Origin of the sequence: Halorubrum tebenquichense DSM 14210 (assembly GCF_000337415.1) — an archaeon.
Classification (GTDB): Archaea; Halobacteriota; Halobacteria; order Halobacteriales; family Haloferacaceae; genus Halorubrum; species Halorubrum tebenquichense.
The window spans coordinates 1-21,035 of record NZ_AOJD01000076.1 but is presented as its reverse complement, the minus strand read 5'-3'; the positions used below and the strand labels follow the sequence as shown (position 1 = coordinate 21,035).

The following is a 21,035-nucleotide window of genomic DNA, read 5'->3' as shown; positions in this document are numbered from 1 at the left end:
CGGTTTATCGGTGCTGGTCGCCGTCGGCGCGGGCCGACGCCATCGTCCGCGGGTCGCGGTCTGGACCGGGGTACTCCCCGCCGACCGCCTCCGGGTAGAGCTTCGCCGGGTCGAACACCGTCGCGAACGCCCGGGGCTCCCGGACGCTCACGGGCAGGCGGTCGCGCAACCCCGCGGCGGCCCCCGGCCCGGTCAGCGCGGGGTCGAGGCTCACGACCTGCATCGCGCCGCCCCGGTACGCGGACGCCAGCGCGGGGTGGTCGCCCCGCGGCTGGGCCACCGGCTCGCGCCACGCCGCGACCGCGCCCCGCCAGTCGGCCGCCAACTCCGGGTCCGCGAGCGACGCGATCACCGCCTCCGCGTCGTCGAGCAGTCGGTCGCTGGCGACGAGCGTCGTCCACGCGTGCGACCGGAGGACGTCGAGGGCGTCGCGGGCGGCCCCGCCCACGAGGAGGTCCGCGGCGAGCGCGTCCGCGTCGGCGACGACGCGGGCCGGCTCCGGATCGAGGGGGTCGAGGACCGCGTCGTCGCCCGCCCCGTCCCCCGCGTCGCTCCCGTTGTCGTCGCCGCTCTCGTCGTCGCTCCTCCCGCCGCCGTCGCCCTCGGCGTCCGCGGTCGCCGTCGAGCGCACGTCGCCGAGCGCGCGTCGCACGTCCGCCTCGTCGACGTCGCCGCCGACCGCTGCCGCGCGGTCGAACAGGTCGGCGAAGGTCATGCCCGACCGTCGGTGCCCCGTCGGTATCGTCCTTGCGGCCGCGACGCGGTCGGCGACCCCCACCTCGGAGGCCGGTCGACGCTCCGGCAGCCTCGGGTCGACGCCCCGGACGTTTTCGGTCGCCGCGCCGAAGGCGACGACGTGAGCGACCGACCACCAGACGACCCGACCGTCGCCGTCCCGCAGACGCCGGTCGACGACCTCGACGTCGAGGCGAACGTCGACCGGTTCCGGAGCCGCGCCGCCGCCCTCTCTCCGGCCGTCGACCTCGTCGTCTTCCCCGAGTACGGGCTCACGGGGTTCGCGGCCGACGAGCGCCTCCGGGAGGCCGCGCTCCGGCGACCCGAGGCGATAGAGCGGCTCGAAACGATCGCGGCCGCCGCAGACGCGGCCGTGATAGCGGGGTACGCGGAGCGCGAGGAGGGGAGCGTGTACAACGCGAGCGCGTACGTCCCGCCCCCGGATCACACCCCGAGCGAGGACCGCGCTCCGGCCACCGTCTACCGCAAGCGGCACCTGTGGGACGAGGAGGCCGAGTGGGTCGAGCCGGGAGGCGACCGCGTCGTCGTCGAGACGCCCGCCGGCCCGACCGGCCTGTTGACCTGCTACGACCTCAACTTCGTCGCGGAGAGCGCGTGGTTCGCCGAGCGCGCGGTCGACGCGCTGGTCGTCGTCGGGGCGTGGCCCGCCGACCACGCCGCGAACTGGCGGCTCCTGTGCCGGGCCCGCGCGCTCGACGGCGTCAGGTGGGTCGTCGGTGCCGGTCGGACCGGGACCGCGGGCGGAAACCGAGACGCCGCCGAGGCCGCGTACGCCGGCAACTCCCTCGTCGCCCGACCGGACGGGGCGCTCGCGGCCGAACTGGACCGGGAGCCGACGACGCTGACCGCGACGCTCGACCGCGACACGCTCGCGACACAGCGGGACCTCGTCGGAGCCGTGGGCGACTCGTAGAAAATAATTTTTCTAATGATGAAAGAGTAGTTTTCACAGTAGGAACCATTAAGTGGGTCGCGCGCGTATGTACAATTGAGATGAGTACCCAGAAGCAGGCCCGTCAACGGTACGGCGACGTTCACGAGAGCGAAGCGCTCCGCGTCCCCGAAGAGAAGGCCGAACAGCTCGTCGACGCGCTCAACAGCGATCTGGCGGCGACGTACGTCCTCTACCACCAGATCAAAAAGCACCACTGGCTCGTCGAGGGCGCGGAGTTCCTCGGCATCCACGAGTACCTCGGCGAGGTCGCGGGCGACCTCGAAGAAGGGGCGGACGTGCTCGCGGAGCGCGCGCAGGCGCTCGGCGGCGTGCCCCTCTCCGGCGGCGCGAACTACGAGGAACACGCGCCGGTGACTCCCGAGGACGCCGACGCCTACGACATCCGCACGTCGCTGGAACACGACCTCGAGATCTTCGGCGACATCACCGAGCAGCTCCGCGAGCACGTCCAACTCGCCAACAACCTCGGCGACTACAACACCGAGGAACAGCTCCGCGAGATCCTCGAAACCGTCGAGGAACACGGTCACCACCTCGAGCACTACCTCGAAGACGACACGCTCGTCACGAGCGAGACGCTCGAATAGACCGACCGCGGCGGGCCGCCGGCGACCCGATCGACCGCTGACTCCGACTTTTCCGACCGATTCCGCTCCCCCGAAGAGGGCGACCGCCGCGCCGTTCGGTCGAGATCCGACTCGTCAGTCGAGGTCCGGCGTCCGCTCGCCGGCGGGGACCACGATCTCCAGCCAGTTCTCCTCCGGCGGGAGCGGACAGGAGAACGTCTCGCTGTACGCGCAGAAGGGGCTGTACGCGAGGTTGAAGTCGACGGTGACGGTGTCGCCGTCGGAGAGGTCCCGCTCGGGCGCGAGCTCCATGTACCGGCCCTGATGGTAGGTCTGCTGGCCGGTCGTCTTGTCGCGGAAGGGGACGAAGATGGCCCCGTCGTCGCCCTCCTGTCGATACCCGGCGAGCGTGTGTTCCTCGCCGTCGATCTCGAACGCGAAGGTGACCACTCGGAGGTACCGGACCGGGTTGCTCGCGGTCGTCTCCATCTCGACCGGCTCCGGCTCGTCGTGGACGGTGACGGTCGCCTCCACCCGGTAGGTCGGGTCCGGCTCGAAGTAGTCCAGCCCGTCAAACTCGTCGCGCTGCTCGGGCGGGATCGGCGACTGCTGGTGTTCTGCGAAGAACTCGTCTTTCTCCCGGCGGTTCGCGCGGAGCCGCTCGGCGTAGTCGTCGCTCATACCCGGTCCGACGGTCGCCCGCGGTTTCAGGGCCGCGGTTCGGCGGTCGGACCGGCCGAGATCGGGGGCGTCGGCGCGGTCGCCGCCGACGGCCCCGTCGCCGGCCTCACAGCGCCTGGAGGTCCGCGAGGCAGTCGTCGAGGTCGCGGTTCGAGGTCGCCAGCGACACGCCGTCGACGCGGGCGAGATCGGCGGCGTGGTCCCACAGGTCGCCGTCCTCCATGCCGTGGAGGACGACCGCGTTCGGCGTCGGGCTGACGACGCGGAGCGCGACGAGCGGGGACTCGCCGCGGGTCACCCGCGTGAACACGAGCGCGCGGTTCGTCGACTGGCCGTACAGCCGGTAGAACTCCTCGCTGGAGAGCCGCGTGATCGCTTGGATCGAGTCGATCACCGTGTGGCCGTTCACGTGGTCGTGGTCGCCGCGGACGATCTCCGTCGCGCCCATCGCCTCGTAGAACTCCTCTAGGGGGACCGCCGTCGAGTACTCGCGGAGGTCGTGGACGATGTCGCTCTCGAACCCGGCCGAGAGCACTCGGGCGTGCTGCCGGAGCCGACCGCCGCCGCGGCGCTCGTCGATGTCTAAGAGGCCGTCGACGGTCCGGCGCACGACCCCGATCCCGGGGCTCTCGCGGCGACCGCTCTCGTAGTCGGAGATGACCGACGAGGAGACGCCGAGCTGGTCGGCCAGCTCGGTCTGGGAGACGTCGAAGTCGGTCCGCCACTTCCGGAGGGTCGCCCCCGGGTCGTCGCTGAGCGTTATCTCGCCGGCGATCCGGCGGGAGAGCTCCTCGCGTGCGTCGCTCATACCGCGAGTTGAGGACCGAACGCCGCAAAAGGCTACCGAAAGCGGGGTTCGTCGCGCGTCGACATCGTGGGGTCGCCGAGAGTGGTCCGCGCGCCTCCGAACCCCGTCCGCCTCGTCCGCGAACCGAGCGTCACTCCAGGTACAGCGAGTAGACGATAACGCCGAACCCCACGGCCGTGAGGAGGCCGTCGACGGCGATCCCGACCGCGAGGTCGGCTCCGATGATCTGGTGGGAGACGCCGCCCAGCAGCGCGCCGACGGTGACGATGCCGAAGCCGATGCCGAGCTCCCGCAGCGACCGGTCTCCGGTCCGGTCGTACGCGCGGAGCGCGTAGTAGGTGATGCTGCCACCGAGCACCAGGATGGCTGTCTTTGCGGCGATGATAGTCAGGTCGATGTACGGGTTCATGTTTCCTCTCGTAGCTCAGACCACAGGTCTGCCAGTCGCTCGTCTCGGGTCCGTTCCGGCCGGGAGAACTCCACGTCGAACTCGCGGCGGTCCTCGGCGTTCTCCGCGCCGTCGTCGACGGAGACGGTGACGGCGTCGAACGACACCGAGTACCGCGTCGTGTGCTGTCCGTCCCGTCGGATGTCGGTCGACTCCGACAGCAGGGAGGCGTCGGTGAGCATCTCCAGTTTCCGGTAGGTCGTCGACAGGGGGATGTCGCACTCCTCGGAGAGTTCGCTCGCGGTCTTCGGCTCGGTGAGCGCCGCGACGATCCGACGGGCCGCGTCGTCGGCCAGCGCGTCGAGCACCTCGTCGACCGACGGCGGCTCCGGGTCTCGCGACGGGTCCCGCACCATGCGTGACGGTTCGGCCCGCCGAACTTAAAGGATCGAAAATCGTCCGACGACGGCCGCCGCGCCCCTCGCCGCGTCCCGGCGTCGGCGAACGGTCGCGATGCCGCCCGCTTTTGTGTGGCGGTGGCGTACGCCGTACCGATGGACTCGTGGAAGCGTCGCGTGGTGTTGTACGTCGCGTTCCTCGGCGTCGTGATCACGTTCACCGCGCTCACCTACCAATGGGGGATGCGCGTGTTCGAGAGCGACCCGCGCACGCTGATCGAGTCGTTCCAGTTCGCGATCGAGATGTTCACGACGACCGGCTTCGGCGGAGACTCTTCCGACTGGCAGACCCAGGAGATGCACGCGTTCATCGCCGTGATGGACCTGGTCGGCATGGTGCTTCTCATCGGCGCGCTGCCGGTCGTCGCCACGCCGCTCTTGGAGTCCGCGTTCTCGACGACCGTCCCCCGGTCCCTTCAGGACGACGCGACCGGGCACGTCGTGGTCTGTTCCGACACCACGCGCTCCGACGCGCTGCTCGACGAGTTCGAGTCCGAGGGCGTCCCGTACGTGGTCGTCGAGCCCGACCCCGACCGCGCGCTGGCGCTGTACGAGGCCGGCCACAGGGCGATCCGCGCGGACCCCGAGACGACCGCGGGGTTGGAAGGGGCCGGTCTGGGGTCGGCCCGCGCGCTGGTCACCGACGTCTCCGACCGCGTGGACGCGAGCATCGTCCTCGCCGCGAAGGAGGTCTCCACCGATGTCCGCGTCATAAGCGTCGTCGAAGATCCGAGCCGCAAGCGGTACCACCGGCTCGCCGGGGCCGACGAGGTGCTCTCCCCGCGGTCGCTGCTCGGCGAGAGCCTCGCCGCCAAGGTGACGACGGCCGTGCGGACCGACCTCGACGAGGCGGTGGCGATCGGCGAGTCGCTGCGGATCGCGGAGGTGTCAGTCCACCACGGGAGCGGCCTCGCCGGGTCGACGCTCGCCGGCAGCCGGATCGGCGAGCGGACCGGCGTCGACGTGATCGGCGCGTGGTTCAACGGGGCGTTCGAGGCGGCACCGTCGCCGGACGCGACGCTGTCGGCCGGCACCGTCCTGCTCGTGTCCGGGACCGAGGGACAGGTGGAGCGGCTCGTCGACCTGACCAACTCCGCGGCGCGGCGGTTCGGCGCGGGCGAGACGGTCGTCGTCGGCCACGGGCAGGTCGGGAAGTCGGTCTCGGACGCGCTCGGGGCCGCCGACCTCCCCGTCACCGTCGTCGACCGGGAGGAGGGCGAGGGGGTCGACGTCGTCGGCGACGCGACCGAGCCGGAGACGCTGCGGGCGGCCGGCGTCGCCGACGCCCAGACCGTCGTCCTCGCGCTTCCGGACGACGCGACCGCCGAGTTCGCGACGCTCGTGGTCCGCGATCTCGCGCCGAACGTGGAGCTACTGGCGCGGGTCGCGGACCCGGAGAGCGTACCGAAGATGCACCGCGCCGGCGCGGACTACGTCCTCTCCCTCTCGGCCGTGACCGGGCGGATGTCGGCGTCGGCGGTCCTCACCGACCGGGACGTGCTCTCCCTGGACACGCACGTCGAGGTCGTCAGGAGCGAGACGCCGACGCTGGTCGGCCGGACCATCGGGGAGGCCTCCGTCCGCGAGCGGACCGGCTGTACCGTCATCGCGATCGAGCGGGACGACGAGCTCGTCAGCGACGTGGGGCCGGAGACCCGGATCGAGCGGGGCGACGAACTCGTCGTCGCGGGCACCGACGAGGGGGTCCGGGCGTTCGAGCGCGCGTTCGCCTGAGGCCGCCCCTCGCGCGCGGCGCGCCCCGCGCTCCGCGTCGAGACGGCCGCGCCGGGACGAGTCGAACGCTTCAAGTATTCGCTGGCTGTTCGTATCCGTATGAAAGACCAGGGACGCTCCACGCGCAAGCGCACCGGCGGCCGACTCAAGCACGCCTCGAACAAGAAGCGCCACCAGCTCGGCCGCGAGCCGGCCGAGACCACGGTCGGCGAGACGCGCCTCCAGTACATCGACGCCCGCGGCACGGACAAGAAGGTCCGCGCGCTCTCGACGAACGTCGCGCAGGTCGCCGACGGCGGCGAGGTCAGCGAGGCCGAGATCGAGAACGTCGTCGACAACCCCGCGAACGTCAACTACGCCCGCCGGAACATCGTCACCAAGGGCGCGGTCATCGAGACGTCCGCCGGCCGCGCGCGCGTCACCTCGCGACCCGGCCAGACCGGTCAGGTCAACGCGGTCCTGCTCGACTGAGTCCGCGTCCGCCTTTCTGAAGGTATTTCTCCCCGCCGCCCGACCACCGACGCGTGTACCTCGGCGTCGACGAAGCCGGCAAGGGACCCGCGCTCGGACCGATGGTCGCGGCCGCGGTGATCGCCGCCCCGTCGAGCCTCCCGGCCGACGTGGACGACTCCAAGCGGATCGCGCCGGACAGGCGCGAGGCGATGGCCGCCGCCCTCGACGACGACGCCGACGTCGCCGTCGGCGTCGCGCGCGTCGAGCCGTCGGAGATCGACCGCCCCGACACCGACATGAACACGCTCACCGTCCGCGGACAGGCGCGGGCGGTCCGGGCCGCGCTCGCCGACCGCCCCGCCGGGCTCGCCGAGCCGGTCCGCGTCGTCGCCGACGCGGGCGACACCAGCGAGGAGCGGTTCGCCCGCCGGCTCCGGGAGTCCGTCGCGGCGGGTGACGACGGAGACGGAGAGCGACCGGAGAGCGGCGACCCCGTTCCCGCGGTCGACGTGACCGCCGCGCACGGCGCGGACGCGGACGACCCGCTCGTCGGTGCCGCGAGCGTCGTCGCCAAGGTGACCCGCGACGCCGAGATGGCGACCGTCGACGCCGCCTACCCCGAGTACGACGGCGTCGGCAGCGGCTACCCGAGCGACCCGGCCACCCGGTCGTTCATCGCCGCGTACGTCGGCGACCACGGGACGCTGCCGGACTGCGCGCGCGAGTCGTGGGCAACCTGCGAGGACGCGCTGGCGGCCGCCGAGCAGTCGGGGTTAGACGAGTTCTGAGTTCCGAACTGCGGGGGCCGCGGGGCGGCGTTTTCAGAACAGTCCGGCAACGAGGCCGCCGACCGTCCCGACGAACGTCTCCCACACGGAGAACCCGGTCGCGATCGACAGCACGGTGTCCGCGCCGAAGAAGGCGAAGAGCAGCGCGGAGCCGAGGTGCGCGAGGCGCATGTCGAAGCGACCGGCGAAGGTGTGGAAGAAGTACGCGTTCGCGAGGCTGACCGGGATGATGGCGAGCATCTCGCCGGCCCAGATGGCGGAGGTCGCGCCGTATTGGGCCGCGAGCGTGAAGGTGATGATCTGGGTCTTGTCGCCGAACTCGCCGGTCGCGGTGAGCGCGAAGATAGGGAGGAAACCGCCGAGCGACCCGCTGTACCGGTCGAGCCGCCCGGGAAGCGAGAGGTCGTCGAAGCGGGCCATGCCGCCGTCGGTGCGCTCCGCCTCCATGCTCGTCCCTCGCTCCGGCGCGGAGCGGTACAGCAGGACCGCGAAGGCGAAGAACAGCACCGCGGTCACCGCGTCCAGCGCGAGCGGCGGGAGCGCCGACTGGAGCGCCTGTCCGAACGCGATCTCGACCGCGGTCCAGCCGGCGAACGCGGACCCCGCCGCGGCGACGACGATCTTCGGGTCGTACCTCGTCGCGAGCCCCGCGATCATCAGTTGGACCTTCTCGCCCGGCAACACGGCGAGCTGTGCGGCGAACGCGATCGCGACGATCTCGACGTAGCCGGTCATGCGTCGCCCGCCTCCTGCCCGTCGGTCGCCGCGGTCGAGTCCGCCGCGCGGCGGACGTACACGCGGTCCGCGACCGCCTCCGGCAGGCCGTGTTCGTCCCCGCCGTCGGTCCGGACCGTGACCAGTCCGAACGACGTGACCTCGACGACCTCGACGGTCGTTCCGGGCGTGATGTCGGCGTCGACGAGGAACTCCAACACGTCGGGGTCGCGGTCGCTCACGCGCACGACCGTTCCCCGCTCGCCCGGCTCCAGCGCCGCGACGAGCGTCGTCCCGGAGTCCTCCGGCGTCGACAGGTCCGCCGGGGGGATCGGGTCCCCGTGGGGGTCGGCGGCGGGGTAGTCGAGGAGCCGCTCAACCCGCCGCGTGAACTCCTCGCTGACGTGGTGTTCGAGCGCGTCGGCCTCGTCGTGGACCTCCGTCGGCTCGTAGTCCAGCTGTTCGGCGAGGAACGACTCGATGAGCCGGTGTCGGCGCACGACCTCCAGCGCGGCGACCTCGCCGGCCGGCGTGAGTTCGACCCCCTTGTACTTCTCGCGGGAGAGCAGCCCGCGGTCGGCGAGCGTCTCGACCATGCTCGTCACGGTCGCGGGGGTCTTCTCCAGCGCCTCCGCGATCTGCGATGTGGAAACGGGGGGACCGCCCCGCGACTCGATCCGGTAGATCGCCTTGAGATAGTCCTCGACTGTGTCGGTGGGCATGGACGGTTTTTGACCGGTCTAAATTAATAGTTTGTCGGACCGTCTCCCGGCACGTGAGGCACGCCGCTTTTCGTCCGACCCGAACGACGAACGATGGATTCGCGCCGACATGCGCGACGGAACTGATCGATCGTCACATCCACTCGGGGACGCGAGGCAGACGACGGACGTGCGACCGGTCCTCGCGGCGGGTGAAACGGCGGCGGGAAGAGTGAAACAGGAGGAGTGAAAGCAAGAAGAGCGACGGAAGAAGGGCGCGGGAGGAGCGGCGGTGAGGCGTTCGGAGCGGGTCCTACCCCCTCCGGTCGCCGATCACCTGACCGTCAGGAGGCGGCGGAGGATGTCGCCGTACGCGGGGCGGGTGACCAGCACGCCGATCAGCACGCCGAGGATGGTGAAGATGGCGAACCCGGAGAGGTCGCCGAGCGAGAGCACCATCAGCGGCGACATCGCGATGACGGTCGTCGCCGCGGCCGCGCCGATGACCCAGAAGGCCTGCCGGAACCGCGAGTCGAACACGGTCCGGGAGCTCACGTCGCCCTCGCTCATCACCTGGTCGGCGATGATGACGAGGTCGTCGACGCCGGTCCCGACGACCGCGATGAAGCCCGCAATCACCGCGAGCTCGAGCGGGTAGCCGAGCAGGGCGGCGAACCCGAGCAGCGCGTACACCTCGGCCAGCGCCGTGACGATCATCGGTAGGGCGACGCGCGGCTCGCGGTAGCGGAGGAACACCATCCCCGCGACGGCGAGCACCGAGAGGAGCCCGATGACGAGCGAGTACGTCCGGAAGTTCTCCCCCTGCGAGGCCGAGATGGACGAGGAGGTCCCCTCGCCGCTGATGTCGAGGTCGGCGGGGAGCGCGCCGGCGCGGAGGTTCAGCGAGATAGTCTGGGCCTCGCTGAACTCGCCGGTCGTGAGCCGGAACCGCCCGGTCTCGGCCCACGAGCCGTCGCCCATGCTGTCCGCGAGCCCCGAGTCCATCCCGAAGGAGTTGACGACCTCGTCGTTGACGACGAGCAACAGGCACGGGTTCCGCTCGCCGGAAAGCGACCCGTTGGCGTACTCACATTGGTCGGCTCGGGTGTTGTACGAGTCGGGGAATCCGCGCTGGACCACGGCGTCCTGGAAGGAGTAGGCGGGGGACTGACCGTCCTCGTCGGTGTTGCGGACCGTGACCGGGACGTACGACCCCGTACCCTGGTCGCTCTGCGTGGCGGTCCCGATCTCGTCGAAGTTCTCCTGGACCAGCACGCCCTCGTCGACGGCGGTCCGGTTCCCGTCGGCGTACGCGATGTCGATCCGGACGGTCCCGCGCTCTTCGAGGAGGTCGACCACGTCCTGTCGACCCTCGCCGGGCACCTCGACGAGGATGAAGTACTCGCCGGTGATCGACTGGACCTGCTGGACGCTGCCGCCCGAAAGCCCCGCCTCGTTGATCTTCCCCTGGATGACGTTCATCGTCTCGTCGCGCGTCTCCTGCGTGACGCCCGGCCGAACGTCGCCGTACGCGTAGCCGCTGGCGTCCATCGCCCGTCTGAATTGGTCCTCGGAGACGGACGCCTCCGTGACCTCCACGGCGCTCTCCCCGGGAACCGCCCCGACGTTCCGCGCCGAGGCGTTGTCGAGTTCGGCCGCCACCGTCTCCGCGACCGTCGTCGGGCTGTCGCCGCCGAACTCGACGTCGGTCGCGGTGTACCCGGACAGCGGCGCGCGGATCCGCGTCCCGCCGGCCAGGTCCAGCCCGTACTGGAGGTTCGTGATCCCCTCTCGGGCCTCGCTCACGTCCTCGCCGGGAGCCGGCTCCGGCCCGAATCCGGGGGCGAAAAGCGCCACGGTGGCTCCGAGCACGACGACGACGAGCAGCAGGATCCGCCAGTTCTCCTTGATCGGTTCGAGCATTACCGCGCCACCCCCTCGAACTTGTGCCAGCGAAGCAGCGAGACGTTCATCAGGTACGTGTTCATCAGGTCGGCGCACAGCCCGACCGAGAGGATGATCCCGATGTCACGGAGGAGTCCGATACCGAACAGGGAGGCGACGACCGCCATCACGATCATCGCCGCGATGGAGGTGAGCGTCATGGTCACCCCGGTCCGCATCGCGCGGCTCACCGACTCGTAGAACGCGCCCGTCCGGCGCAGCACCGAGTCGTTCAACAGGATGTCCGAGTCGACGCTGTACCCGATGATCATCAGGAGCGCCGCGATCGTCCCGAGCGTCATCTGGATGCCGAGCAGGTTCATCGCCGCGATCGGGATCACCAGGTCGGAGAACGCGGACGCCACGACCGCGATCGAGGGGACGAACGTCCGGAACAGCGCGAACACGAGCACGCTCATCCCGAGGAAGGCGAGGGCCACGCCGAAGAGGGCGGTCCGCGCGGTGTCGCTCGCGAAGCTCGGCGACACCTGGTCGACCGCGGTCGTGGTCAACCCCGCCGCGTCCGCCTGGTCTTGGAGGTCGTTCGCGAGGCCATCCGGGTCGTCCTCGACCGCCTGGAAGGTGACCACCACGACGTCGTCGCCGGGGATCGCGCGGGTCGAGTCCGGCTCCCGGTCGAAGGCCGTCTGGATCTGCTGTTCGACGTTGTCCCCGTCGTCGGCGATCCGCAGTTCGACGCCGCCGGTGAACTCCAGTCCGAGATTCGCCGGGGCCCCGGTGACGACGAACCACCCGCCGATGATCGCCAGCGCGAGGACCAGGAACGCGAGCGGCACCGCCGCAAGCTGCCGGTTGGTGTAGTCGGTGTAGTCGACGTCCGGCACCTCGATCGCTACCATAATCACCGCTTCCCCTGCGGGCGCGAATAAGCCTTCTTATCTGGTGAGCCGCGACGGCGTCGCGCGCGCTCCGACCGTCCGCGCTACGGGAGGTATCGCACCGCGACGACGCCCGGCTCCGACCGGATCTCGACGCGATTCACGCCGAGGCGAGCCGCCCGCGAGAGCGTCCCCTCGCGGTCGTCGATCACGTCGGCGACGGCGGCCTCCGTCTCCGACTCCGGCGGCGTCAACACGTGGACCTCGCCGACGCCCGCGCGCTCCTCCCGGGCCAGCTCCCCGGTCGGCGTCTCCGCGGCCAGTTCGCGCTCGTGGACGGTCGGCGGCTCGGGGCTCTCCTCGATCGACAGCGGGCGACGTTCCGCGACCTCGATCACCTGATAGGTGACCTCCATCGGCGGGTCGGGGGAGACGGTCGCCTCGACGGCGTCGTCGACGTCGAGTCCGGGGTTCGAACTCAGCGTGTGGACCTGTCCGTCGTGGACGTCTTTCAGTACGGCGGAGTCGCTCTCGACGTGCGTGACGAGGAACGTGCTCTCCTTCTCGTCGGTCATTACGCTCCGGTAGACGCTCGGGCGACTTCCGGCTTTCGAGCCGCGGCGGGGCCCCGCTACGCCGCGTCGGTCTCCGGCGTCGCCCCGGCGTCCGACCCGCCGCGGAGCCGGAAGTGCGTCGCGAAGACGACGAGCGCGGCCGCGACGGGCGGAACGAACCCCGCCAGCTGCGGGAGCGCGTACAGCGCGTTGATCACGGCCGAGCCGCTCGGGTCCCGCAGGTCCGCGGGTGCCGAGATCACCATCGCGAGGTACAGCGAGACGAGGAACAGGAAGCCGGCGACGCCCATCCACCGGTCGTAGTCGGCCGCGACCGGGTCGTCCCGGCGGTGGCGGCGGGCGACGAACAGGATCGGTGCGAGCAGCGGCCCGACGGCGGCGAGGCCGGCGACCACGAACAGCGACCGCGAGAAGAGGAACGTCCCCCCCTGCGCCGAGACGGTCTCGCCCATCCAGACGACGAGCCCGAGCGTGACCACGACCGCGACGAACCCGGCCGTCAGCGCGCCGAGGGCGGCGTACGCGCGCATCGTCCACGACTCGGTCGCGCGGAACGCGTAGGGGATCGCGCCGAACACCCCGCGATAGCTGTCTGCCATCGACGACGGTAGGTGCGTCGGCGAATTAAACCCCTCGTCGGCGGGAAGCCATTTATACGTGCGAGCGGATCGCTCTCACGTGGGTCTCTACGACGCGTACCTCGCGACGCGCCACCGCCTCCACGACGCCGCGCCGCCGGCGCACGTCGCGCTCGTCGTCACGGAGCGCGACCTCCTCGCGGACGGCGCGTTCGACACGCTGTCGTCGGCGATCGGCTGGGCGTTCGAGTACGGAGCCGAGCGCGTCACGGTCTCCGTCTCCGTCCTCGACCGGGCGGTCGCCCCGACGCTGGTCCGCGAGCTGCGCCGGCTCGACGCCCCCGCCGAGACCGTGGTCCGGGGTCCGGACGCCGACGAGTCCACCGCAGGGCCCGCCGGCGACCCGGTCGACGACGGCGACGCGGACGCCCCGGTCCGGATACTCGTCGGTCTCGGCGGGAAAGCGGAGTTCGCCGGCGCGGTCCGCGAACTGGCGCACGACGTGGCCGACGGAGAGATAACGCCGGAAGCCATCGACGAGGCCGACGTCGCCGACCGCCTGTTGTTCCCCGAGGAGCCGGACCTCGTGATCAAGACCGGTGCCGAGCGGCTCTCCGACTTCGCCATCTGGCAGTCGGTGTACGCCGAGCTCTACTTCACCGACGTGAACTGGCGCGACTTCCGCAGGCGCGAGTACCTGCGCGCGGTCCTGGACTTCCAGGACAGACAGCGGCGGTTCGGCCGGTAACCGCCTTCGGCCGCCGAGGTCCGGCTACCAGACGAACGCGAAGAGCAGGGTGAACGTCACCAGCGCGCCGACCGTGGAGAGGATCGGCACGACGTTTTGCATCAGCACGACGCGCGCGCTCGTCCCCGGGTTGAACAGGTCCGACGCCGAGGGGACGTCGCTCGCGTCCCCCTCGCCGATCTCCGGCATCTCGTCGGCCGCCAGCGCGCCGACGGAGACCGTCGGCTCCTTCTCGCCGCTGATCCCCTGTCGGACCGTCACCGTGCGGGTCGCGCGCCCCCAGCCCAGCCCGACGATCGACATCGTCGCGATGATAACGAACGAGGCGGGGATCCCGACCGCGGAGAGGCTGATGACGATCCCCGAGGAGACGACCGCCACGACGATGGCGGCCGTCAGCGGGAGGTCCGTGATGTCGTTGCCGAGCGTGTCGAGCGTCCGCCGGGCGATGGTGAACGCCCCCACCGCGACCGCGGCGCTGCCGAGGAGGATCATCGGCGTCATCTCCACGCCGTCGAGCGCGACGAGCGGCGCGATGGCGTTCGCGATGTTCGAGGTCCCCGACGAGAACGCCATCAGACAGCCGATGGCGATGACGACGAAGCCGCCGAACAGCTCGCGGCGTGTCGTGTTCGGCCCGGGGACGGGCTTCGGGATCAGCCCCGACCGGTCGAACTCGAACAGCGCCCCCTCGGTGCTGTCTATCGCCACCCAGTCGTCGATGGCCGAGTAGAAGTACCGGCCGACGACGCCCGACACCCAGAACCCGATGATCGGGGCGACGAGCCACCAGATCGCGATCTCCCCCATCACGGCCCAGTCGAGGGTGTTCGTCGCGACGCCGAGTCCGGCGATGGAGCCGACGGCCGTCATCGACGTCGAGGCCGGGACGCCGGCGAAGTTGCCGACGAACAGCGCGCCGCCGATGAAAAAGAGGACGATGATGCTCGTCTCCAGCGTGAACACGTTCGCGCCCGTGACGAGGTCCTCCCCCAGCGTCGTCACCACCCGCTGGCCGAGCGTTCCCGCTCCGACGAAGAAGAACACGGACATCAGCGCCGCCGCGCCCGACTTCGACAACACGTCCGCGCCCACCGCTGGCCCGAACGCCGGTCCCGTCGTCGCCCCGCCGATGTTGTAGCCGACGAACGCCGCCACCGCGACTCCCACGAGAAGAAGAATCTCTACCATATGCGCGAACAGAGTACGCACGCGCTGTTAAACGGACGGGGTCCGTCGGCGTCGGTCCACGCGCGCGATACCCGTGTCACGGTCACGAGCCTGACGGGTGCGAACGCGTGCGGTAGCCGAGTGACGACGAGTTCTGTTCCGAGCTATTTCGAGAAAAGACCGGTGGCGCGTGCCTGTGAGGCCGCTCCGCGGCTGAGCCGCGAGGGACCGCGTCCCTCGCTGCCAGAGAACCTCCGATTCTCGCTGGAGTCGGCGGCGACCGGCGGGGAGCCGCCGACAGGGCGAGGGCTTCGCTCTCGCTTACAACCGGCGCGTAGCGCCGGTGACGAGGCTAGGGAGGTGAGGGTGCTGTGCCGGGCGGGAATCGAAGGGCCGGTCGCCGTGCTTCGTCCTCGCCGGCTGGGGCTTTGGCGGTGTTCGCCGTAGCACCGGTCCGAATATAAATAGAATCCCGACACGCCGCTCGTTGCGCGCGACTGACGGCGTTCAAATCTCTCTCGGTGAATTCGCTCGCTTCGTTCGCAAAATGCACCGGCCGAGATTTGAACTCGGGTTGCAACCATGGCAAGGTTGCGTGATACCACTACACTACCGGTGCNAAATGCACCGGCCGAGATTTGAACTCGGGTTGCAACCATGGCAAGGTTGCGTGATACCACTACACTACCGGTGCGTGCTTCGCATCCCGAGGTTGGTCGGAGACTCACTTAAGTCTTTGACATCGGGACGGCGCGCCCGCCGCCGACGCGACGCCTCACTCGCTCCGCAGTCGAGCGATCTCCGCCGCGTGCGCGTCGTGAAGCTCCGCGAACACCGTCGCCTCGGCGTCCGCCTGCGTCTCCCCGTCGCGTCGGTCGCGGAGCCGGCGCTTGATCGCCGCGAGCGCGTCGGACTCGCCGGCCGCGACCTCGTCGGCCACCGACCGGGGGTCGTCGACGACGCGCGAGACGAGTCCCGTTCGGCGGGCCTCTTCCGCGTCGAGGACGCGCCCCGACAGCGCGAAGTCGAGCGCGTCGCCCTCGCGCATGACGCGCGGGAGCCTGACCGTGCCGCCCCACGCGCCGAACAGCCCGAAGTCGACGCCCGGCTCGCCGAACGTCGCCCGCGGGGTCGCCACGCGCACGTCGGCCGCCAGCGCCAGTTCGACCCCGCCGCCGCGGGCCGCGCCGTCGACCCCGCAGACGACGACCGACTGCGACTCCTCGATCGCGGCGGCGACGCGTTGCCCCCGTCGCGCGAACGCCTCCGGGTCGTCGAGGTCGGCGACCGCGTCGAGGTCCGCGCCGGCGCAGAAGGCGTCGCCCGCGCCGCGGAGGTACGTCACCGGCGGGTGCGCCTCGCCCTCGGACGCTTCGAACGCCTCGCGCAGGGCGGGCAGGTCGTCGGGGCGGAGCGCGTTCCGCGCCGCGGGGCGGTCGAGCGTGACGACGCGCACGTCGGCGTCGGTTCGGGTTCGGATCACGGGACGTGGTCCCGTTCGTTTCCAAAGGTCTTTGCCCTTCGCTCGTCTACCGAACGACAATGGACGATGCCGCGCGAGCGCGTGACGCCGCGCGCGAGGCGCTCGCGGACGTCGAACCCGAACAGCTCCGCGAGGCCCTCGACTCCCGGATCGGCGACGCGGCGGTGACCCCCGGCGTGCTGGCGCTGGTCACCGCCCGCGCGCTGGAGCCGGAGGTCGACCTCGGCGACGTGGCCGACCGCGCCGCGGGCGTGCAACTCATCTACGAGGGGTTACGCCTCACCCGCACGGTCGCCCGCGAGGAGCCGTGGGTGACCGCGCCGACCGCCGCGGCAGACATCGACGCGGACATGGAGATCCTCGCCGCCGACGTGCTCGTCTCGCGCGGCTTCTCGCTTTTAGCATGTACCGACGCGGCCCGCCCCGCGGTCGACGTGGTGCGCGCGTTCGGCCGCGACCAGACCCTGCGCGACCGCGAGGGGGTCGACGCCGACGCCGCGGCCGCGCTCGACCGCAACCTGGAAGTCGACGCGCTCGAACTCGCGGTCGTCGCCGGCACCACCGCGGTCGGCGGCGACCCGCCCGAGGAACTGCTCGAATACGCCCGCGACCTCGCGACCGACTGCGACGGCGAGTTCCCGCCCGCGAGCAGCGCGCTGCCGGACGCGACCGCCGACCGCATCGCCGACATCTCCGAGCGCGCCGTCAGCGCGACGGACCGGTGATCCGACACGGGCGACGGGGCGCGGTCGATCCCCCGACGCCGCGCCGCCAAATCGAAACCCCTAAAGTCGATTCCGCGCAACGACCAATCGCGCCTGGGTAGCTTAGCGGTAAAGCGCGTCCTTGGTAAGGACGAGACCCCGAGTTCAAATCTCGGCCTAGGCTCTTCCCGTTCTCACTTCTTTGAGGCGTGCCTGCGTCCTGTTTTGATCCCATCGACGGGAGTGTACTATCCTCCGAAAGCCCACACGGCTCTCCCCCGACGCCGGATATACCCCGCGAAGTCGCCAACCCCGACCCGAGATGAGTTCCGAGATGGACGCGTACGTGATAGACGAGTTCGGCGGCCCGAACGCCTTCGAGCGGCGCAGCGTCGCGGTTCCCGACCCCGATCCGGACGAGATCCGCGTCGAGGTCGTCGCCTCCAGCGTCAACCCGGTCGACTACAAGATCCGCGGGGGCCACATCCCCGACTTCGCGCCGGCGTTCCCGGCGACGCTCGGCTGCGACGTGGCGGGCGTCGTGGACGCCGTCGGCGAGGACGTCGACGCCTTCGAACCGGGCGACGAGGTGTACGGAATGCCCGGCGGCGCGGGGCGGCAGGGCGCGCTCGCCGACTACGTCGTCGGTCACGCGGGGACGTTCGCGCACGCCCCCGAGTCGATCCCGCTCGAAGACAGCGCCGCGCTGCCGGTGGTCGCGCTGACCGCGTGGGAGATGCTCGCCGACAAGGGCAGCGTCGACGTCGGCGACGACGTGCTGGTGTACGGCGCGACGGGCGGCGTCGGCCACGTCGGCGTCCAGCTCGCCGACTGGTTCGGCGCGACCGTCACCGCGACCGGGTCGACCGCCGAGAAGCGGTCGCTGGCGGCGGACCTCGGAGCCGACGCGACCGTCGACTACACGGCGACGAGCGTCGAGTCGTACGTCGACGAGCACGCCGGCGGCGTCGGCTTCGACCTCGTCTTCGACCCGGTCGGCGACGACCACCTGAACGCGTCGTTCGAGGCGGTGCGTCCCTTCGGCTCCGTGGTCACGACCGAGTCGAGCGACGCCGACGGCGTCGACCTGTCGCCGATGCACGCCACGTCGCTCTCGCTCGGCGTCGTCCTCGTCATCCTCCCGGTGCTGCTCGGCGAGGGACAGGAGCGCGTCGGGAACGAACTGGAGACGATCGCCTCGCTCGTCGACAAGGGCGCGGTCGCCCCGCACGTCGACGAGCGGTACGCCTTCGCGGACGTGGCGGACGCCCACCGCCGCGCCGAGGCCGGCGACTTCGTCGGGAAGCTCCTGCTCGTCAACGAGTAGGCCGCCGGAGGCCCGAGCGGGCGGACCGCCGCCGTACGTGCTTTTTTATTCCTCCCCCGCCGAGCGGCACACCACATGGGCAAACACGAGCGCGGCTGGGTCGAGGCCACGGAGAAGCTGACGGCGCTGCTCGCGAACGGCGCGGAGCCCGACGACGACCTGACGGACGACGGCCGACCCGACCTCGCCGAGGCGCTCGCCGACCGGCTCCGGAGCGACTTCCCGGACCGGACCGCGGTGCGACACGCCGGCAACTCCTACGACTCGCTCGGGGACCTGATCGTCGAGTCCTCTGACGGCGAGACGTTCGTCGAGGCCAAGTTCGTCGCCAGCGGCGGCACGCGGGCGAACCTCGGCCAGGACACCCTGACCGACTTCGGCCTGTTCAGAGACGCCACCGCGTGGAGCGACTTCCGCGAGGAGATCGGGTTCCCCGAGGACCGCGAGGCGCTGCTCCGGCAGTTCGACGACTACCCGGACGACGCCCGCGACTGGTCGTACAAGTCGGCGGTGTACGACCGCGCGAAACACCTCAAGAACGTCGTCGACGTGTCGCGGGGCCAGAACACGGGGTCGCGCGCCGACGAGGTCCTCGCGGACCCGGACGCCTCGGAGGCGGAGCGGGAGGCGGCGCGGATCATCAACGAGATCCTCGAACTCGACAGGGAAGAAAAGCTGGCGTACTTCGATCACCTCCGCGCGGCGGCGCAGGACCCCCGAGCGATCGAGACGTTCGCGCACCTGATCGTCTGCGGCTACCACACGGCCGACGCGCTCGAAGAACACTTCGACCGCGACCTCGACGAGATCAAGCGGCTGATCGAGACGGACGCCTACCGCCTCTACGAGGTGAACAGGAACACCGGGTCGGTGACCGCCGAGAACCCGTCGGACCTGCTCGCGGGCTTCGAGTGGGAGGACACGCGGATCGAGATCCCGGAGGACGGCACCTCCGTGAGCGTCGTGACGGGACCGCCGGACGACCGGCGGCGCGTGCTGAACATCGCGTACAACTGGAAGAACAAGTTCCAGGGGATCCAGACGCCGTCGATGAACGTGTTCGTTCCCGAGGCGTGACCGTCCTCGCCCGACGGCGCACCTCCCGGAACGGGGGGTACTCAATCCTGCGTTCCCCCTCGGTCCGTGCGGGTTCTGACACCCTTTTTTGTCGTCGAATCGACGATTGAATCGATGTCATTCGAACCGACGTCGCTCGACGGAGAGGTCGCGATCGTCACCGGCGCTTCCTCCGGTATCGGCGCGGCGACCGCGGAGGCGCTCGCGGACGCCGGGGCCAGCGTGGCGGTGGCCGCCCGCCGCGAGGCGGCGCTCGAAACGGTGGCCGACCGCATCGAGGCGGACGGCGGGGAGGCCCTCGTCGTCCCGACCGACGTCACCGACGAGGCGGCGGTCGAGGATCTGATCGAAACGACCGTCGACGAGTTCGGCCGACTGGACGTGCTCGTCAACAACGCCGGCGTCATGCTGCTGGAGGCCGTCGAGGACGCCGACACGGACAACTGGCGGCAGATGGTCGAGGTGAACCTCCTCGGGCTGATGAACGCCACCCACGCCGCCCTGCCGGTCATGCAGGAACAGGACGGCGGCCACGTCGTCAACGTCTCCTCGGTCGCGGGGCGGCGGGCCTCCGCGACCGCCAGCGGCTACAACGCCACCAAGTTCGGCGTCAACGGGTTCACCGAGGCGTTCCGTCAGGAGGTCGCCGCCGACGGCATCCGCACCACTATCGTCGAGCCCGGACTGGTCGAGACGGAACTCCAAGAGCACATCCCGGACGAGGAAATCAAGGCACAGACCGAGGAGTGGGTCGGGTCGCTCGACGCGCTCCAGCCGGCGGACATCGCGCGGTCGATCCGCTTCGCCGTCGCCCAGCCCGCCCACGTGAGCCTCAACGAACTGCTAATCCGGCCGACCGAACAGGAGAGCTGAATCGAGAGACCGACCGAGCACCCGGACCGACTGAGCGCCTGAACCGGGTGAGCGTCCGGGCCGATCGTTCGACCACGCGGGCCGACGAGCGCGCTCGGCGGGCGGGTGTCCTCTCTGGACGGGCGTCCCCGACGGCCGGAATTTCCCGCCGACTTTTCGGTGGCGGTGGCGGCGAGGAGTTAGACGAGCCGTGAGCGCATACCCGTCCGGCCCCGATCGTCGGCCATGCGAGCCTACGAGGTTCAAGAGGGGGCGACGCCGTCGCCGAGGCGACCGGCGGCGTCGACCACGTCGTCGGGGTCGGCGGCGCGGGGACCCTCCAGCAGTCGCTCGACGCCGCGGCTCCGGGCGGTCACATCCACCTCATCGGCGTCCTCGCCGGCGGCGAGGGGCGCGTCCACCCCGGCCCGATCCTCGGGAAGGGGCTGACGGTCGAGGGCGTGATGGGCGTGGGCAGTCAGGCGATGTTCGGGCGCATGACCGATGCGCTGGCGGCGACGGGCACGACGCCGGTCGTCGACAGCTCCTTCGGGTTCGACGAGGTCAGCGAGGCGTACCGGTACGTCGAGCGCGGCGACCACCAGGGGAAGGTCGTCGTCTCGCTCGACTGACCGGGCCGAACGGTAGTGTTCAGATAAGCTGATTCCATGCGAAGGCAAAGGATCTGAGCCACTCGTTTGCTGTTTCTGCTTCGGCGTTGCTGAAACAGTTTGAG

General features: G+C 70.7%; 23 protein-coding genes, 3 tRNA genes and 2 pseudogenes. 12 read left to right on the top strand and 16 right to left on the bottom strand.

From position 1 onward, the window contains the following. Positions 1-4 precede the first annotated feature (4 nt). A complete protein-coding gene (locus C472_RS13930; RefSeq protein WP_006630490.1) occupies positions 5-715 on the bottom strand; it encodes a DUF7384 family protein in 711 nt (236 codons plus the stop codon). 141 nt (positions 716-856) lie between these two features. On the opposite strand from C472_RS13930, the gene C472_RS13925 reads away from it, so the two are divergent. Then, positions 857-1,669 (top strand): carbon-nitrogen hydrolase family protein, encoded by an 813-nt coding sequence (locus C472_RS13925; RefSeq protein ID WP_006630489.1) that lies wholly within the window; start codon positions 857-859, stop codon positions 1,667-1,669. 80 nt (positions 1,670-1,749) lie between these two features. Then, complete coding sequence (gene dpsA / locus C472_RS13920) at positions 1,750-2,298, top strand: DNA starvation/stationary phase protection protein DpsA (protein ID WP_006630488.1); 549 nt, start codon at positions 1,750-1,752, stop codon at positions 2,296-2,298. Between the two features lie 114 nt (positions 2,299-2,412). Here dpsA and C472_RS13915 read toward each other — a convergent pair whose 3' ends face one another. The 4 genes from C472_RS13915 to C472_RS13900 form a co-directional block, all read right to left on the bottom strand. After that, positions 2,413-2,958: a DUF1684 domain-containing protein gene (locus C472_RS13915; protein ID WP_006630487.1), complete on the bottom strand. Its 546-nt coding sequence runs from the start codon at positions 2,956-2,958 to the stop codon at positions 2,413-2,415. Between the two features lie 106 nt (positions 2,959-3,064). Next, on the bottom strand, positions 3,065-3,766 hold the full coding sequence (locus C472_RS13910; protein WP_006630486.1) for a helix-turn-helix domain-containing protein: 702 nt from the start codon (positions 3,764-3,766) through the stop codon (positions 3,065-3,067). Positions 3,767-3,896: 130 nt separating this feature from the next. Beyond that, positions 3,897-4,175: a DUF7521 family protein gene (locus C472_RS13905; protein ID WP_006630485.1), complete on the bottom strand. Its 279-nt coding sequence runs from the start codon at positions 4,173-4,175 to the stop codon at positions 3,897-3,899. Then, positions 4,172-4,570, bottom strand: a complete 399-nt coding sequence (locus C472_RS13900; protein WP_006630484.1) for an ArsR/SmtB family transcription factor — start codon at positions 4,568-4,570, stop codon at positions 4,172-4,174. The genes C472_RS13905 and C472_RS13900 overlap by 4 nt, the downstream gene beginning before the upstream one ends. A 138-nt stretch (positions 4,571-4,708) precedes the next feature. On the opposite strand from C472_RS13900, the gene C472_RS13895 reads away from it, so the two are divergent. The 3 genes from C472_RS13895 to rnhB all read left to right on the top strand — a co-directional run bounded on the left by C472_RS13895 (position 4,709) and on the right by rnhB (position 7,587). After that, the gene (locus tag C472_RS13895) at positions 4,709-6,346 is read left to right on the top strand and encodes a potassium channel family protein (RefSeq protein ID WP_006630483.1); all 1,638 of its coding nucleotides are present in this window, start codon (positions 4,709-4,711) and stop codon (positions 6,344-6,346) included. A 99-nt stretch (positions 6,347-6,445) separates the two neighbouring features. Further along, positions 6,446-6,817 carry a 30S ribosomal protein S8e gene (locus C472_RS13890; protein WP_006630482.1) on the top strand — a complete coding sequence of 124 codons (372 nt, stop codon included), beginning with the start codon at positions 6,446-6,448 and terminating at the stop codon, positions 6,815-6,817. Positions 6,818-6,870: 53 nt separating this feature from the next. Then, a complete protein-coding gene (gene rnhB, locus C472_RS13885; RefSeq protein ID WP_006630481.1) occupies positions 6,871-7,587 on the top strand; it encodes a ribonuclease HII in 717 nt (238 codons plus the stop codon). Positions 7,588-7,620: 33 nt separating this feature from the next. On the opposite strand, the gene C472_RS13880 is transcribed toward rnhB, so the two are convergent. The 6 genes from C472_RS13880 to C472_RS13855 form a co-directional block, all read right to left on the bottom strand. Continuing rightward, positions 7,621-8,322 carry a TMEM165/GDT1 family protein gene (locus tag C472_RS13880; protein ID WP_006630480.1) on the bottom strand — a complete coding sequence of 234 codons (702 nt, stop codon included), beginning with the start codon at positions 8,320-8,322 and terminating at the stop codon, positions 7,621-7,623. Beyond that, on the bottom strand, positions 8,319-9,023 hold the full coding sequence (locus C472_RS13875) for a metal-dependent transcriptional regulator (protein WP_006630479.1): 705 nt from the start codon (positions 9,021-9,023) through the stop codon (positions 8,319-8,321). The genes C472_RS13880 and C472_RS13875 overlap by 4 nt, the downstream gene beginning before the upstream one ends. 312 nt (positions 9,024-9,335) lie before the next feature. Beyond that, a complete protein-coding gene (locus tag C472_RS13870) occupies positions 9,336-10,925 on the bottom strand; it encodes a preprotein translocase subunit SecD (RefSeq protein WP_006630478.1) in 1,590 nt (529 codons plus the stop codon). Beyond that, entirely contained in the window at positions 10,925-11,806 is an 882-nt protein-coding gene (secF, locus tag C472_RS13865; protein ID WP_006630477.1) for a protein translocase subunit SecF, read from the bottom strand. Before secF ends, C472_RS13870 begins: the two co-directional genes overlap by 1 nt. 83 nt (positions 11,807-11,889) lie before the next feature. After that, the gene (locus C472_RS13860) at positions 11,890-12,360 is read right to left on the bottom strand and encodes a DUF5812 family protein (protein ID WP_006630476.1); all 471 of its coding nucleotides are present in this window, start codon (positions 12,358-12,360) and stop codon (positions 11,890-11,892) included. Between the two features lie 56 nt (positions 12,361-12,416). Continuing rightward, positions 12,417-12,959: a hypothetical protein gene (locus C472_RS13855; RefSeq protein WP_049906678.1), complete on the bottom strand. Its 543-nt coding sequence runs from the start codon at positions 12,957-12,959 to the stop codon at positions 12,417-12,419. 79 nt (positions 12,960-13,038) lie between these two features. Here C472_RS13855 and C472_RS13850 point away from each other — a divergent pair, with 79 nt between their 5' ends. Then, entirely contained in the window at positions 13,039-13,686 is a 648-nt protein-coding gene (locus C472_RS13850) for an undecaprenyl diphosphate synthase family protein (protein ID WP_006630474.1), read from the top strand. Between the two features lie 24 nt (positions 13,687-13,710). Here the strand turns inward: C472_RS13850 and C472_RS13845 are convergent, their stop codons facing one another. The 4 genes from C472_RS13845 to C472_RS13830 form a co-directional block, all read right to left on the bottom strand. After that, positions 13,711-14,877 (bottom strand): inorganic phosphate transporter, encoded by a 1,167-nt coding sequence (locus C472_RS13845; protein WP_049906676.1) that lies wholly within the window; start codon positions 14,875-14,877, stop codon positions 13,711-13,713. A gap of 527 nt (positions 14,878-15,404) precedes the next feature. Next, a tRNA-Gly gene (locus C472_RS13840) sits at positions 15,405-15,475 on the bottom strand. 4 nt (positions 15,476-15,479) lie between these two features. After that, a tRNA-Gly gene (locus C472_RS13835) sits at positions 15,480-15,550 on the bottom strand. Positions 15,551-15,631: 81 nt separating this feature from the next. Continuing rightward, complete coding sequence (locus C472_RS13830) at positions 15,632-16,339, bottom strand: enoyl-CoA hydratase/isomerase family protein (protein ID WP_006630472.1); 708 nt, start codon at positions 16,337-16,339, stop codon at positions 15,632-15,634. Positions 16,340-16,398: 59 nt separating this feature from the next. Here C472_RS13830 and C472_RS13825 point away from each other — a divergent pair, with 59 nt between their 5' ends. The 6 genes and pseudogenes from C472_RS13825 to C472_RS13800 all read left to right on the top strand — a co-directional run. Continuing rightward, positions 16,399-17,064, top strand: coding sequence for a DUF7114 family protein (locus C472_RS13825; protein WP_006630471.1), 666 nt, complete (start codon positions 16,399-16,401; stop codon positions 17,062-17,064). 91 nt (positions 17,065-17,155) lie between these two features. Next, positions 17,156-17,227, top strand: a tRNA-Thr gene (locus C472_RS13820). 138 nt (positions 17,228-17,365) lie between these two features. After that, positions 17,366-18,370, top strand: a complete 1,005-nt coding sequence (locus C472_RS13815; RefSeq protein WP_049906674.1) for a zinc-binding dehydrogenase — start codon at positions 17,366-17,368, stop codon at positions 18,368-18,370. 75 nt (positions 18,371-18,445) lie between these two features. Beyond that, positions 18,446-19,447: a hypothetical protein gene (locus C472_RS13810; RefSeq protein ID WP_006630469.1), complete on the top strand. Its 1,002-nt coding sequence runs from the start codon at positions 18,446-18,448 to the stop codon at positions 19,445-19,447. 114 nt (positions 19,448-19,561) lie between these two features. Further along, positions 19,562-20,320, top strand: a complete 759-nt coding sequence (locus C472_RS13805; protein WP_006630468.1) for an SDR family NAD(P)-dependent oxidoreductase — start codon at positions 19,562-19,564, stop codon at positions 20,318-20,320. A 251-nt stretch (positions 20,321-20,571) separates the two neighbouring features. Next, positions 20,572-20,931 (top strand): annotated as a pseudogene (locus C472_RS13800) (zinc-binding dehydrogenase); the annotation flags it as partial. A gap of 19 nt (positions 20,932-20,950) precedes the next feature. On the opposite strand, the pseudogene C472_RS17085 reads toward C472_RS13800, so the two are convergent. Beyond that, positions 20,951-21,035 (bottom strand): annotated as a pseudogene (locus C472_RS17085) (IS6 family transposase); the annotation flags it as partial.

Coding starts and splice junctions, on each gene's coding strand:
- C472_RS13930 (WP_006630490.1), bottom strand. CDS start 715: ATGACCTTCGCCGACCTGTTCGACCGCGCGGCAGCGGTCGGCGGCGAC.
- dpsA (WP_006630488.1), top strand. CDS start 1,750: ATGAGTACCCAGAAGCAGGCCCGTCAACGGTACGGCGACGTTCACGAG.
- C472_RS13915 (WP_006630487.1), bottom strand. CDS start 2,958: ATGAGCGACGACTACGCCGAGCGGCTCCGCGCGAACCGCCGGGAGAAA.
- C472_RS13910 (WP_006630486.1), bottom strand. CDS start 3,766: ATGAGCGACGCACGCGAGGAGCTCTCCCGCCGGATCGCCGGCGAGATA.
- C472_RS13905 (WP_006630485.1), bottom strand. CDS start 4,175: ATGAACCCGTACATCGACCTGACTATCATCGCCGCAAAGACAGCCATC.
- C472_RS13900 (WP_006630484.1), bottom strand. CDS start 4,570: ATGGTGCGGGACCCGTCGCGAGACCCGGAGCCGCCGTCGGTCGACGAG.
- C472_RS13895 (WP_006630483.1), top strand. CDS start 4,709: ATGGACTCGTGGAAGCGTCGCGTGGTGTTGTACGTCGCGTTCCTCGGC.
- C472_RS13890 (WP_006630482.1), top strand. CDS start 6,446: ATGAAAGACCAGGGACGCTCCACGCGCAAGCGCACCGGCGGCCGACTC.
- C472_RS13880 (WP_006630480.1), bottom strand. CDS start 8,322: ATGACCGGCTACGTCGAGATCGTCGCGATCGCGTTCGCCGCACAGCTC.
- C472_RS13875 (WP_006630479.1), bottom strand. CDS start 9,023: ATGCCCACCGACACAGTCGAGGACTATCTCAAGGCGATCTACCGGATC.
- C472_RS13870 (WP_006630478.1), bottom strand. CDS start 10,925: ATGCTCGAACCGATCAAGGAGAACTGGCGGATCCTGCTGCTCGTCGTC.
- secF (WP_006630477.1), bottom strand. CDS start 11,806: ATGGTAGCGATCGAGGTGCCGGACGTCGACTACACCGACTACACCAAC.
- C472_RS13860 (WP_006630476.1), bottom strand. CDS start 12,360: ATGACCGACGAGAAGGAGAGCACGTTCCTCGTCACGCACGTCGAGAGC.
- C472_RS13855 (WP_049906678.1), bottom strand. CDS start 12,959: ATGGCAGACAGCTATCGCGGGGTGTTCGGCGCGATCCCCTACGCGTTC.
- C472_RS13845 (WP_049906676.1), bottom strand. CDS start 14,877: ATGGTAGAGATTCTTCTTCTCGTGGGAGTCGCGGTGGCGGCGTTCGTC.
- C472_RS13825 (WP_006630471.1), top strand. CDS start 16,399: ATGGACGATGCCGCGCGAGCGCGTGACGCCGCGCGCGAGGCGCTCGCG.
- C472_RS13815 (WP_049906674.1), top strand. CDS start 17,366: ATGAGTTCCGAGATGGACGCGTACGTGATAGACGAGTTCGGCGGCCCG.
- C472_RS13810 (WP_006630469.1), top strand. CDS start 18,446: ATGGGCAAACACGAGCGCGGCTGGGTCGAGGCCACGGAGAAGCTGACG.
- C472_RS13805 (WP_006630468.1), top strand. CDS start 19,562: ATGTCATTCGAACCGACGTCGCTCGACGGAGAGGTCGCGATCGTCACC.